The following is a 12,824-nucleotide window of genomic DNA, read 5'->3' as shown; positions in this document are numbered from 1 at the left end:
TCACACCGTGCAACAGCGTGGGTTCGGTGATCTCGAAGCCGTCGTGATGGACCAGGTATGGGCCTGCGACGATGCGGTCACCGTGCGCGACGTCTTCGTCGAGCTGGCCGCACACCGCGACATCGCCTACACGACGGTGATGTCGACGATGGACAACCTGCATCGAAAGGGGTGGCTGGAGCGCGAGCGCGACGGAAAGGCCTACCGCTACTGGGCGGCGATGTCGCGTGAAGAACGTTCGGCCAACCTGATGACCGACGCCTTCCACTCCGGCGGTGACACCGACCTGGTGTTGAGCTTCTTCTTGGACAAGATGAACCCCGAGGAATCGGACGCGCTGCGGGCGGCGCTGCGCAAGGTCTCACGCGGGCGGCCGGTGTCGTGACCGGCACGGCCTGTCTGCTGATGTACGGAGCCGGACTGGCGTGGGTGAGTCCCGCACTGCTGGACCGCATCACCCGCAACGGTGCCAGCCCACGGCTGTCCGTGCTGCTGTGGCTGTCGGCCATCGTGGTCGCCGCTGTCGTCTGGGTGGTGGCAGGCGCCGGGCTGATGGTGAACTTCGTCGTCTCCCACGGCGCCGCGGACCCCGTGCGGTACTGCATGGACGTGCTGCTGGCGATGCACCGCTTCGGCTGGATCGGTGATCTGGTCCTGATCGGCGTCGCCGCCGCCGCGGTGCTCGGCACGGCCATGGTGACCCGTCGGATCGTACGCACCGTGCGCCGGCTGTCGGAACGCAGCTGCGAACACGCCTACTCCGCCCGCATGTTGGGGGTGCGCGACGGTGTGGTGATCGTGACCTCCGAGCAGCGTGCCGCCTACTGTGTGGCGGGCCGTCCGTCGGCCATCGTGGTGACCTCGGGGGCGGTGTCCAGCCTGGACGCCGACGAACTCGACGCGGTCCTGGCCCACGAGCGGGCACATCTGCGCGGCCGTCACCCGCAGCTGCTCATGGTGCTCAACGCGCTTGCCGGGGCGCTGCCCTGGATTCCTCTGGTGCGCCAGGGGACCCGTGCGGTGGCGCGGTTGGTGGAGATGTCGGCCGACGACGCCGCCGCCCGCAGGCACGGAAGCGTGGCTCTGCTCAACGGATTGGTGGCGCTGGCAGGCCAGCCTCGTGCGACGGGCACCGCCCTGGCCGCCGGGGACACCGCGGTGGTGGCCAGGGCGTTGCGGCTGGCCGACCCCGTTCCGGTGGCCGCTCGGGTGCGCCAGCAGATCCTGCTGTCGGCCACGTTGACAGCGCTGATCGTGGTGCCTGTGGCGATGTTGATGTTGCCGCACCCCTGAAGGCTCTACTGTGAGCTATGCAACTGATCTCGCCGACCGATGCGATCTTTCTCGTCGGTGAATCCCGCGAACACCCCATGCATGTTGGTGGGTTGCAGCTCTACCGCCCGCCCGCCGGCGCCGGCCCCGACTACGTCCGCGAACTGCACCAGCAGATGATCGCGCACACCGAATTCGCACCGATGTTCCGCAAGCACCCGTCGACGATACTGGGCGGGATCGCCAATCTCGCTTGGGCTTTCGATGACGACATCGATATCGACTATCACCTGCGTCGCTCGGCGCTGCCGCAGCCGGGCCGGATCCGCGACTTGCTGGAGTTGACCTCCCGAGTGCACGGCAGCCTGCTGGACCGGCACCGGCCGCTGTGGGAGACCTACGTGGTGGAGGGACTGGCGGACGGGCGTTTCGCCGTGCTCACCAAATGCCACCATGCGCTCATCGACGGGGTGTCGGCGCTCAAGCTCGTCGAGCGCACGCTGAGCGAGGACCCGGAGGACACCGAGGTGCGGGTGCCGTGGGATCTGCCGCATCGTGTCCGGCCCAGAAGCCCTGGCCGGGCGTTGCTGCCGGACGTGCTCGGGGCCGCGGGATCGCTTGCTGCACTTGTGCCTTCGACGCTGGGGTTGGCGCGGGCGGCGCTGCTGGAGCAGCAGTTGACGCTGCCGTTCGCTGCTCCGAAGACGATGTTCAACGTCAACATCGGCGGGGCCAGGCGTGTGGCCGCGCAGTCGTGGCCGCTGGACCGCATCCGGCGGGTCAAGACGGCAGCGGGTGTGACGGTCAACGACGCCATCCTGGCGATGTGCGCCGGTGCGCTGCGTGCCTACCTGACCGAGCAGAGTGCGCTGCCGGAGACCCCGTTGATCGCGATGGTGCCGGTGAGCATGCGCGGTGACGACGACGCCGACACCGGGGGCAACCAGGTGGGTGCCATCCTGTGCAACCTCGGTACCGACGTCGAGGATGCCGCGGCCCGCCTGGGTGTCATCAGCGACTCGATGCGCAGCAACAAAAAGGTGTTCTCGCAACTGCCGAAGGTGCAGGCGCTGGCGCTGTCGGCGGTGAACATCGGGGCACTGGGGCTGGCAATGGTGCCCGGTTTCGTCGGCACCACCCGGCCGCCGTTCAACATCGTCATCTCCAACGTGCCCGGGCCGCGTAAATCCATGTACTGGAACGGAGCTCGGCTGGACGGCAACTACCCGCTGTCCATCGCGCTGGACGGGCAGGCGCTCAACATCACCATGGCCAACAACGGCGACAACCTGGACTTCGGACTGGTGGGCTGCCGTCGCAGCGTCCCGCACCTGCAGCGCCTGCTGGGACATCTCGAGGATGCCCTCAAAGACCTGGAACGGGCGGTCGGTGCCTAAACTCAGCGCCGGGCTGCTGCTCTACCGCAGTGGTGATGCCGGCCTCGAGGTCCTCATCGTCCACCCCGGCGGACCGTTCTGGGCGCGCAAGGATGACGGTGCCTGGTCTATTCCCAAGGGGGAGTACAACATCGGTGAGGATCCCTGGAGCACCGCGCAGCGCGAGTTCGCGGAGGAACTCGGACTGGACGTGCCCCAGGGGCCACGCACCGAACTCGGTGAAGTGCGTCAGTCCGGCAAGGTGGTGACAGCCTTCGCCGTCGGCGCCGATCTCGACATCACCGACACCCGCAGCAACACCTTCGAGATGGAATGGCCACCCCGGTCGGGTCGCATGCAGGAGTTCCCCGAAGTGGATCGTGCTGCCTGGGTTCCGGTTGACGTGGCGCGGACCAAGCTGCTCAAGAGTCAGCTGCCCTTCCTGGACCGGTTGCCGGACGCAGTCGGCTGATCTATGGGCAGGTGACGGCGATCTCGAAGGTCTTCGTCATGGGCTGCATCGGGTTGGCCATGTCCACACCCGTTGCGCTGCCGCTGATCTTGTAGGTGTTGCCGTCCTTCTCGGCGGTCGCCTCACCTCCTGGCACACCTTCGGCGTATCCGAGTGCGACACCGTTGACGTTGCCCAGCCCCACCTGCTTGACCACGGGCGGGTCGGCCTCGGTGACCTGTGCGCCGATGCCCTGGGTGGCGTTGCCGATGGCGATCTGGATGTTGCCACCGAGATTGGTGCAGACCGACTGGCCTTCGATGCTCTGTTCCTGCCCGTCGATGGTGACGGTGGCCGAACCGGGTGGCGGATTGCCTTTGGCGGCATCGGTGGCCGATGTGATGACGCTGGTGGCCGAGCTGGCGCCGCTCTCCACGGTCTCGGAAGCCGAGCTGGCGGTGTCCTCTGCTGATTTCCCTCCGCAACCGGACAGTCCGATCGCGAGTGCGGCGCCGCCGACGGCAACTACCAAGGCACGGTTCACCGGTGTACTCCTTCTCCCACGCCCCGCCGTCGTTGGCCGGGCTCTCAGCAGTATGGTTCGCTGTGGTCTACCCGTTGCGGCGATTGCGCAAAATGTCAGCAGGCCACGGTGATCTCGAAGGTGCCCTCGGTGCGGAAGCTGGGGTTGTCGGTGTCGAATCCGTCGGCGCTGCCCTTGATCGAGTAGGTGCTGCCCGTCATCTCCACCTTCGCATCACCACTGAGGTCGAGGTTGTAACTGCCGGTGAATCCGCCCAAGTCGCGAATGTAGACCGACTGCGCACTGAGGCCGTCGGCGTTCGACACCACCGAGGTGGTGCCGGAGCTGTCGTCCCCGGTGTTGATGGTCATCAACGGCCCGGCTGCGCTGCACGACACCGAGTCCACGTCGTCCAGATCGTGGCCGTTGATCGTGATGTTCGCGGTGCCCGGAGTCAGTGCGCCGGCGGGCAACGGTTGCTGCTCGGGACCCGACGAACAGCCCACAGCGGCCAACAGCAACGCCAGTCCCCACGCAGCGCACCTCACCCGAAGAATGTAGCGCGGCGGGTCGGTGTTGGATAGCACCTGCTCGCGCCCCTCGCTTCGCCGGCCGTGCCCCCGCACCGCAGCCTCGTCGCCACGTGCAGTGTTGAATACGTGTTGTGACGGACGGCTTCTTCTCGGTACACGATGTCCTCCCGGGTCGACGGGGCCGAACAGGAGTGATCCACACCCCACACGGTGACATCCACACCCCGGCGTTCGTGGCCGTCGGCACCAAGGCCACCGTCAAAGCGGTGTTGCCGGAAACCATGAAATCGCTTGGTGCACAAGCAGTTCTGGCCAACGCCTACCACCTGTATTTGCAGCCCGGACCTGAGATCGTGGACGAGGCGGGTGGTTTGGGCGCGTTCATGAACTGGGGTGGGCCCACGTTCACCGACAGCGGCGGCTTTCAGGTGCTGTCGCTGGGGTCGGGCTTTCGCAAGGTGCTGGCGATGGACACTACGCGGGTGCAGGCCGACGACATCATTGCCAAGGGCAAGGACCGCTTGGCCCGGGTGGACGACGACGGCGTCACTTTCACTTCGCACCTGGATGGATCCACCCACCGCTTCACTCCTGAGGTGTCGATGCAGATCCAGCACCAGCTGGGGGCCGACATCATCTTCGCTTTCGACGAGCTGACCACCCTGGTCAACACCCGTGCGTACCAGGAGTCCTCGGTGCAACGCACCCACGACTGGGCCATTCGCTGTCTGGCCGAGCACCGCAGGCTGGAGAACGACCGCGCGGACAAACCGGCGCAGGCGTTGTTCGGCGTGGTGCAGGGCGCGCAGTACGAGGATCTGCGCAGACAGGCCACCCGAGGGCTCGTGGGGCTGCGTGATCCCGAGGGCAGGGGCTTCGACGGTTACGGGATCGGCGGAGCGCTGGAGAAGCAGAACCTGGCCACCATCGTGGGTTGGGTCACCGATGAACTGCCCGAGGACAAGCCGCGGCACCTGCTCGGGATCAGTGAGCCGGACGACCTGTTCGCGGCGGTGGAGGCCGGTGCCGACACTTTCGACTGTGTGTCACCGTCGCGGGTGGCCCGGAACGCCGCCATCTATTCGGCGACCGGCCGCTACAACATCACCGGGGCCCGCTACAAACGTGACTTCACCCCACTCGATCCCGAATGCGACTGCTATACCTGCGCGCATTACACCCGGGCCTACGTGCACCACCTGTTCAAGGCCAAGGAGATGCTGGCCTCGATGCTGTCGACCATCCACAACGAGCGGTTCATCATCCGACTGGTCGACCAGATCCGCGCGGCGGTGTCGGATGGCACCTTCGACGAGCTGCGTGACCACGTTCTCGGCCGCTACTACCGCAGCGCCTGACCGGCTGCCCCATTTGCCGTCCCGACCCTGAAATGGGAGCCTCAACCCGTGTTCGCCAGCCGGGTGAAGACGTGCTGGAGTTCGAGGTGTAGGTGCGAGACGTTCGCCGCAAATTGCCACCGGTCGCTCCCGCGCTGTCCATACCGGTGTGCCTGGCCGCTCTCATGGCATTTGTCCTGGTGTTCCGGGTGGGTGGCGAGCACGTCGTGCGGGTTCACAGCAACCTGACGGTGCTGGTCCTGGCTCTCTATGCCACCGCGTGCGCCGGCGCTGCGGCGCGGTCGGCGCGGGGGCGCGATCGCGTCGCCTGGACGACCATGACAGTGGCGTTGGCCACGTTCTCCCTCGGAGATGCGGTCTGGGCGGCGCACGTTGTGCTGCATCACCGCGCGGGTTCGTTCCCGGGGTTGCCGGATTTCACCTATCTCGCGTTCACCGTGTTCGCGGCTGTGGCCTTGGCGCTGTTTCCCAAGAGTTCGACGCGCCCCGCCCGGATGCGAATGGTCCTCGACGGTGTGACCGTGGCGCTGTGCCTGTTCCTGCTGTTCTGGGTGATCTCGCTGCGGCCGCTGTACGAGAGCTATCAGTCCGGACACGTGACACCGGTGCTGTCGCTGGTGTTCGCCGTCGGTGACATGACGGTGTTGACCACCGCGGTTCTGGTGGTTCTGCGGGGTACGGGCAGCCGACGCGGCGTGTTGAGTCGGCTCATCGTCGGGATCGCGCTGATCACACTCACCCACAGTGCATACGCCGTCCTGGTGGCCGGCGGCCGATTCGAGACGGCGACGTTGATCGACATGGGCTGGGCTGCGGCACTGATCGTCTTCGCCGCGGCGGCACTGCACAGTCGTCGACCGCCCCCGGCTGCGTCACCGCCCACGTTCAGCGCACGGCTCTGGATGCCCTATCTGCCATTGCTGATGGCAGGCACGGTGGGACCACTGATGGTGATGACCGGCTCCGAACGTTTCCTGGTGCCGTTGATCGTCACCGCGGTGTGTCTGAGACAGGCAGCTGACGCGTGGGAGAACCGCCAGCTGCTTGCCGCGGCGTCGGACCAGGCATCGCGGGATCCACTCACCGGGCTGGCCAACCACGCCGTGTTCCACGAGCGGTTGGCCGAGGCGATGGCTCGCCGGAAACAGGTCGCGACAACGGTGGCAGTGGTGTCGCTGGACCTCGACGACTTCAAGTTGGTCAACGACAACCTGGGCCATCCGGTTGCCGACGCCCTTCTGGTGGCTGTGGGCAGGCGACTCCTGGCGCGCGTGCGGCCCGACGTCACCGTGGCACGGGTTGGCGGCGATGAATTTCTGCTGGTGCTCAGGGGTTCGGCAGAGACTGCACACCTGGTGGCCGAACGTATGGTCACCGCCTTCGACGAGCCGTTCACCGTCGGAGGGGAGTCGGTGCCCGTGCGGCCCAGCGTCGGAATGGCGCTGCTGGCGCCCGACGAACCGGATCTCGACCCCGAAGAGCTGGTCAGACGTGCGGACATCGCGATGTACGCCGCGAAACGCTCACGTGTGCCGGGTGTGCACACCTTCACCGCGCAGATGGGCAGGACCGAAGGCGACGTGCTGGAGCAGCCCAAGCGTGCCGGTGGTGGAGCCGCACAGGTCCGGCTGTTGGGCGAACTCCGCGATGCCGTCGATGCGCGAGCCCTGGAGGTGGTGTATCAGCCGAAGGTGGAGCTCAGTACCGGCCGTGTGGTCGGGGTGGAGGCGTTGTTGCGCTGGCCCCATCCCGTGCATGGTGTGCTGAACCCCGATGTGTTCCTTCCGCTGGTCCGCCAGCACGGGTTGATGGGGCCGGTGACGGAACTGGTGCTGGACAAGGCGCTCGACGGCGCCGCGAGCTGGGCCGCCGCCGGCCTGCGGGTGCCGGTCGCGGTGAACCTCTTTCCACCGGTCTTGCGGGACAGCGAATTGCCCGAGAAGTTGGCTCTGGCTCTGCGTCGACGTGATCTGCCCACCGATATGTTGACCATCGAGATCACCGAGGACGTGGTGCTCGGTGAATTCGGCCGCGCCGCCAAGGTGTTGAGCCGGGTCCGCGAATCGGGGATCCGAGTGGCTATCGACGACTTCGGCAGCGGATTCTCGGCATTGGCGTATCTGCGTGACCTGCCCATCGACGAGGTCAAATTGGACCGGCATTTCATCGGTTCGGTGACCTGCGACGTCAAGGCCGCCGCGGTGGTGCGGGCCGTCATCGGGTTGGGTCGCGAACTGGGGCTCAGTGTGGTCGCCGAGGGGGTCGAGGATGCGGAGACCGCCGAGTGGCTGCGTGATCAGGGCTGCGACATAGCGCAGGGGTATCACTTCGCCAAACCGATGGCCGCGGACGGTATTCCCGAGTTGGTTGTGGGTAGTCGGCATCGCATGTGACCAGCGCCTTCTTGGACCCGTGCACAATAAGGGCATGGCCGGCGTCCTCACAGATCCTCAGGAGCTCCTGGTGCGGCTGCTCGATCCGGGTAACCGCGCCGACCCTTACCCGCTGTACGCGCAGATCCGCGAACGCGGGCCGCTGCTGCTGCCGGAGATGAACCTGGTGGTGTTCTCCGGCTACGAGGACTGCCACGCCGTGCTGCGCCATCCCGACTCGGCCAGCGACAGGACAAAATCGACCGCTGCCCAGCGCGCCATCGCCAACGGGGAAACGGTGCGGCCGTTCGGCACCCCTGGCTTCCTGTTCCTGGATCCGCCTGACCACACCAGGCTGCGCAAGCTAGCCCAAAAGGCATTCGCACCCAAGGTGGTCAAGGCACTGGAACCGGAGATCGCCACGCTGGTCGACAATCTGTTGGACAAGGCCGCCGCGGCAGGGTCTTTCGACGTGATTGCCGATCTGGCGTATCCGCTGCCGGTGGCGGTGATCTGCCGACTACTCGGGGTACCGCTGGAGGACGAGCCCGAATTCTCCCATGCCTCGGCGTTGTTGGCGCGATCGCTGGATCCGTTCATCACCTTCACCGGCCAGGTGCCCGACGATATGGATGAGCGTCTGCAGGCCGGCTTGTGGCTGCGGAAGTACTTACACGGCCTCATCGAGCGCAGGCGTGCCGAACCCGGTGAGGACCTGATGTCGCGGCTCATCGCAGCGGAGGAGGACGGTGATCAGCTCACCGAGGACGAGATCATCGCCACGTGCAACCTGCTGCTGATCGCCGGCCATGAGACCACCGTCAACCTGATCGCCAATGCGGTGTTGGCGATGCTGCGGCAGCCACGACACTGGCGCACATTGGCCGCCGACCCGACGCACGCGGGAGCCATCATCGAGGAGACGCTGCGCTACGACCCACCGGTGCAGTTGGTGGGCCGGGTGGCGGCCGAGGAGTTGCGCATCAAAGCGGGGGAGGTCGACGAAGGGGAGGTTGTGGTGCCGAAGGGGGACACCGTGATGCTGCTTCTTGCTGCAGCACAACGGGATCCGGCGACATTTGTGGATCCGGACGTGTTCGACCCGGACCGCGCCGGCATCAAGCACCTGGCGTTCGGGCACGGCCCGCACTTCTGCCTGGGCGCTCCACTGGCGCGGCTGGAGGCGCAACTGGCGCTGACCATGGTGACCGCACGGTTCCCGGACGCACGGCTGGACGGGGTGGGAGAGTACAAACCGAACCTCACATTGCGTGGGTTGGCCAGCCAGCGTGTGGCGGTCAGCTGAGCGCGTCGATCACCTCGCGGGCGGCGCGCTCGCCGGCGTCGACCGCGCCTTCCATGTAGGCGCTCCAGAACGTGGCAGTGTCGGTGGACGCCCAGTGGATGACGCCCAGGGGCGCCGACAGCGCGGGGCCGTAGGTGGTCCAGACGTGTGGTCCGTGGTTGGCGTTGTAACAACCGCGCGTCCACTGTCGATCTGACCATTCCCCGTCGACGTAGGCCACCGGCTGCGCGGCCGCAGCGCCGTAGTGGCGCACCAACTCGTCAGTGAGAAGCCCGCGGCGCTGCTCCTGTGGCAGCTTGCCGTAGCTGCGGGCCTGGTCGCCTTCGAGGAACATCAGGATCACCCCCTGGTCGACGCCAGGGATGCAGGTGTCGTTGGACATTCGGGCCGGGCCGATGTCGGAGATCAACTGCCCGTTGAAACCGTCTGCACGCCAGAAGGGTTCGTCGTAGACGAAGAAGGCTTTCATCGCCGAACCGTTGGGCATGCGTTGTGTCAGCTGGTCGCGTACCCCCGGCAGGGGAGGGTCGTACATGATGCGTCCGGCCAGGGTGGGTGAGATCGCCACGATGACCCGGCGCCCGCGGACCACCAGTCCGCCTCGGCAACTCACGGTGACGCTATCGGCGGTGTGCTCGATCAACTGCACGGGAGCGCTGAGCACGATGTGTTCTTCGATCAATGCCGCCAGCCGGCGGGGAATCTCGCCGGTGCCGCCGACAAACCGGGTGGTCTGTGCGCCACCTTCGGATTCGGCGAACAGTTCCGAGGTCACCCCGCAGGTCTGGATGGTGAACAGCAGATGCAGGAAGGACACCTCGGCGGTGGGAACGGCCAGGATTCCGACGGTGCAGATCTCCACCAGCGTGCGTGCGACCTGTGAAAGTCCTTGGGTGTCATACCAGTACCCCGCGGTGATGGCATCCCATTCCAGTGCCCGTGGCGCCAACCAGGGTGCCTCCACCGGCACTTCGGCGGCCAGTTCGTCGAGAACCCTCAGCACACGTTCCAGCTCGGCCAGCTCATCGGCAAAACGCGTGTGGAACTCGTTCTCGCGCAACACCCCCGAGCCCACCATCTCGTAGGACGTCTCGCCCTCGTCGTACTGGGGGTAGGTCTCGACACCCAATTCCGCGGCGAGGGCGAACATCCGCTGGTGGGTATCGCCGATCCACTGGGCGCCGATCTCCACCGGCACTCCGGGCAGCACCTCCTCGGTGAGGATGCGACCTCCCACCCGTTCGTCGGCCTCCAGCACCACCGGACGCAGACCCGCCGCCAGTACCGTGCGGGCGGCGATCATCCCCGACAGACCGGCTCCGACGATGACGACATCTGCTTCTGTGGCTGACATGCCCGATATCCTGCTACAAGGGATTCAGAATCCGCTGCAGGAACTGGCGCGTCCGCTCTTCTTTCGGGTCTCCGATGACCTCGTCCGGCGAGCCCTTTTCCAGGATCACGCCGCGATCGGTGAACAGCACCTGGCTGGACACCTGCCGGGCGAACTGGATCTCGTGGGTGACGATCACCAGCGTCCAGCCCTCGACGGCCAGGTCCTTGATCACGGAGAGCACCTCGCCGACCAGTTCGGGGTCCAGCGCCGAGGTGGGCTCGTCGAACAGGACCAGCTTGGGTTTGAGCGCCAACGCCCTGGCGATCCCGACGCGCTGCTGCTGCCCACCCGAGAGCTGGTATGGATACTGGTCTTTCTTCTCGGCCAGCCCGACCTGATCCAGCAGCACCTCTGCTTCTGCGATCGCTTGGTCCTTCGGATGCTTCTGCACCATCACCGGGCCCTCGATGATGTTCTGCAGCACTGTTTTATGCGGGAACAGGTTGTGCCCCTGGAAAACGAAGCCGCTGCGCGACTGGAACCTGCGGATCTCGGGTTTGGGTGTGGGCGTGGAGAAGTCGATCTCGATGTCGTCCACCCGGATCACACCGGCATCGGCCCGGTCGAGGGCGTTCAACGTGCGCAGCAGCGTGGTCTTGCCCGATCCGGACGGGCCGATGATCGCTGTCGCGGTGCCGGTGGGCACCTCGAAACTGACACCCTTGAGAACCTTGTTGTCGCCGAACGCCTTCTCCACGCCCTGCGCGACGACGCGGTACTCGATCTCGTCGGAAGTCATCGGAGCACATACCTTTCCAACCGGCGTTCCAGCCGACTCTGGCCGAAGGACAACACCAGGCAGATCACCCAGTAGTAGATCGCCGCGGTGCCGTACAGGGCGAAGAACTCGAACGTCGGCGCGGCGATGATCTGGGCCTGCCGCAGCAATTCGGTGACCAGGATGGTCGACGCCAGCGATGTGTCCTTCACCAGTGAGATCAAGGTGTTGGACAGCGGCGGCACCGCCACTCGCGCGGCCTGCGGCAGGATGATCCGCCGCAGTGCGCCGACGTAGTTGAAGCCGATGGTCTCGGCGGCCTCCCACTGGCCCTTCGGGATGCTCTGGATCGCCGAGCGGATGATCTCGGCCGCGTACCCGCCGACATTCAGCGAGAACGCGATGACCGCCGCCGGGAACGGATCGATCTTCACCCCGAATTCGGGTAGCGCGTAGAACACGATGAACAGCTGCACCAACAGCGGTGTGCCCCGGATGATCGAGATGTAGAAACGTGCGACGTTGGTGAGGATCACGTTCGAGGACAGCCGGGCCAACGCCACCGCCAATGCCAACACCAGACCGATGGCGAAACTGATGATCGTCAGCGGGATCGTCATCGTCAGCGCTGCCTTGGCCAGCGGCCACAGATTGTCGGCCACCAATTCGAACGTGGAGCGGACCTGCGGCGGCCTCTGGCCTTCTGCCGCTTGCGGGGCGCCGGTGCCAGTGGCGTCGGCCTTGAGATACTTCTGCGAGATCTCGCTCAGCTTCCCGTTCGCGCGCAGTTCTTCGAGCGCACGGTTGAGTTCGGACAGGAAGCCGCTGTCCTTACGCGCGGCGAAGCCCTGTTCGCTCCTTTCGCCGGTTTCGGCAGCGATCTTCACTGACGTGTCACCGGTTTCGGCAAGGTAGGCGTAGACGGCGATGCTGTCGTTGACCGTCGCATCGACGCGGCCCTGGTTGAGCAGGGTGATGGCCTGTGCAAACCCTTCCACGCCCTCGACGGTGGCGCCGGAATCGCGGGCGACCTGCGCCCAGTTGCTGGTGATCGACTGGGCGGTGATCTTGCCGGCCAGGTCGTCCAGCGACGTGATGGAATCGTCGTCGGCGCGGGTGACGATCACCCCTTCACCGATCGAGTACGGCGTCGAAAGGTCGTACTTGGCTTGGCGCTCCGGGTTGATGGTGACCTCGTTGGCCACGACGTCGAAGCGGTTTGCCTCCAGCGCGGCGAAAATCGAGTCCCAGGGGGTCTCGACGAATTCGACCGGGACACCGAGCGTTTCGCCGACGGCCCGAGCCACGTCGACGTCGTACCCGGTGAGTTCACCGGTCGCCGGATCGTGGTAGCTGAACGGCGAATACGTGCCCTCGGTGCCGACGCGCAGAACTCCGGCGGCTTTGATCGGCGTGTCGCTGCTGTTCTCGGAGGCGCCGCAGCCGGCCGCGCCGAAGATCACCGCGGCGACGAGGATGACGGCAAGCAGAGCCCGCCGGAAGTATCCGAGCATCGGCG

12 protein-coding genes are annotated in these 12,824 nt (G+C 66.0%); 7 read left to right on the top strand and 5 right to left on the bottom strand.

Annotated features, from left to right (window positions below; translation table 11 throughout):
• Nucleotides 1–7 precede the first annotated feature (7 nt).
• The 4 genes from BVC93_RS33025 to BVC93_RS10640 are packed head-to-tail and all read left to right on the top strand — an operon-like array spanning nucleotide 8 to nucleotide 3,120.
• Nucleotides 8–385 carry a BlaI/MecI/CopY family transcriptional regulator gene (locus BVC93_RS33025; RefSeq protein WP_157516855.1) on the top strand — a complete coding sequence of 126 codons (378 nt, stop codon included), beginning with the start codon at nucleotides 8–10 and terminating at the stop codon, nucleotides 383–385.
• Nucleotides 382–1,293, top strand: coding sequence for a M56 family metallopeptidase (locus BVC93_RS10650; protein WP_083737137.1), 912 nt, complete (start codon nucleotides 382–384; stop codon nucleotides 1,291–1,293). The genes BVC93_RS33025 and BVC93_RS10650 overlap by 4 nt, the downstream gene beginning before the upstream one ends.
• Nucleotides 1,294–1,310: 17 nt before the next feature.
• Nucleotides 1,311–2,669, top strand: coding sequence for a WS/DGAT/MGAT family O-acyltransferase (locus tag BVC93_RS10645; RefSeq protein ID WP_083737136.1), 1,359 nt, complete (start codon nucleotides 1,311–1,313; stop codon nucleotides 2,667–2,669).
• Entirely contained in the window at nucleotides 2,662–3,120 is a 459-nt protein-coding gene (locus BVC93_RS10640; protein ID WP_083737135.1) for an NUDIX domain-containing protein, read from the top strand. The genes BVC93_RS10645 and BVC93_RS10640 overlap by 8 nt, the downstream gene beginning before the upstream one ends.
• A 1-nt stretch (nucleotide 3,121) precedes the next feature.
• Here BVC93_RS10640 and BVC93_RS10635 read toward each other — a convergent pair whose 3' ends face one another.
• Nucleotides 3,122–3,643 carry a lipoprotein LpqH gene (locus BVC93_RS10635; protein WP_083737134.1) on the bottom strand — a complete coding sequence of 174 codons (522 nt, stop codon included), beginning with the start codon at nucleotides 3,641–3,643 and terminating at the stop codon, nucleotides 3,122–3,124.
• A 95-nt stretch (nucleotides 3,644–3,738) separates the two neighbouring features.
• A complete protein-coding gene (locus BVC93_RS10630) occupies nucleotides 3,739–4,170 on the bottom strand; it encodes a lipoprotein LpqH (RefSeq protein ID WP_236950318.1) in 432 nt (143 codons plus the stop codon).
• A 116-nt stretch (nucleotides 4,171–4,286) separates the two neighbouring features.
• Between BVC93_RS10630 and tgt the strand changes: the two genes are divergently transcribed.
• The 3 genes from tgt to BVC93_RS10615 all read left to right on the top strand — a co-directional run bounded on the left by tgt (nucleotide 4,287) and on the right by BVC93_RS10615 (nucleotide 9,191).
• A complete protein-coding gene (gene tgt / locus BVC93_RS10625; RefSeq protein WP_083737133.1) occupies nucleotides 4,287–5,513 on the top strand; it encodes a tRNA guanosine(34) transglycosylase Tgt in 1,227 nt (408 codons plus the stop codon).
• Between the two features lie 92 nt (nucleotides 5,514–5,605).
• On the top strand, nucleotides 5,606–7,906 hold the full coding sequence (locus BVC93_RS10620; protein ID WP_236950317.1) for a putative bifunctional diguanylate cyclase/phosphodiesterase: 2,301 nt from the start codon (nucleotides 5,606–5,608) through the stop codon (nucleotides 7,904–7,906).
• 34 nt (nucleotides 7,907–7,940) lie between these two features.
• Entirely contained in the window at nucleotides 7,941–9,191 is a 1,251-nt protein-coding gene (locus BVC93_RS10615; RefSeq protein ID WP_083737131.1) for a cytochrome P450, read from the top strand.
• Here BVC93_RS10615 and BVC93_RS10610 read toward each other — a convergent pair.
• Genes BVC93_RS10610 through BVC93_RS10600 form a run of 3 tightly spaced genes read right to left on the bottom strand, consistent with a single transcriptional unit; the run spans nucleotide 9,184 to nucleotide 12,819 of the window.
• Nucleotides 9,184–10,545, bottom strand: coding sequence for a flavin monoamine oxidase family protein (locus BVC93_RS10610; protein WP_083737130.1), 1,362 nt, complete (start codon nucleotides 10,543–10,545; stop codon nucleotides 9,184–9,186). The two genes, BVC93_RS10615 and BVC93_RS10610, sit on opposite strands and share 8 nt — an antisense overlap.
• A 13-nt stretch (nucleotides 10,546–10,558) precedes the next feature.
• On the bottom strand, nucleotides 10,559–11,326 hold the full coding sequence (locus BVC93_RS10605) for an amino acid ABC transporter ATP-binding protein (RefSeq protein WP_083737129.1): 768 nt from the start codon (nucleotides 11,324–11,326) through the stop codon (nucleotides 10,559–10,561).
• Nucleotides 11,323–12,819, bottom strand: a complete 1,497-nt coding sequence (locus tag BVC93_RS10600) for an ABC transporter permease subunit (RefSeq protein ID WP_083737128.1) — start codon at nucleotides 12,817–12,819, stop codon at nucleotides 11,323–11,325. The genes BVC93_RS10605 and BVC93_RS10600 overlap by 4 nt, the downstream gene beginning before the upstream one ends.
• Nucleotides 12,820–12,824: the final 5 nt, after the last annotated feature.

Source organism: Mycobacterium sp. MS1601, assembly GCF_001984215.1.
GTDB lineage: Bacteria > Actinomycetota > Actinomycetes > Mycobacteriales > Mycobacteriaceae > Mycobacterium.
The sequence above is the reverse complement of the archived record's forward strand: the minus strand, read 5'-3'. Positions and strand labels throughout refer to the sequence as shown.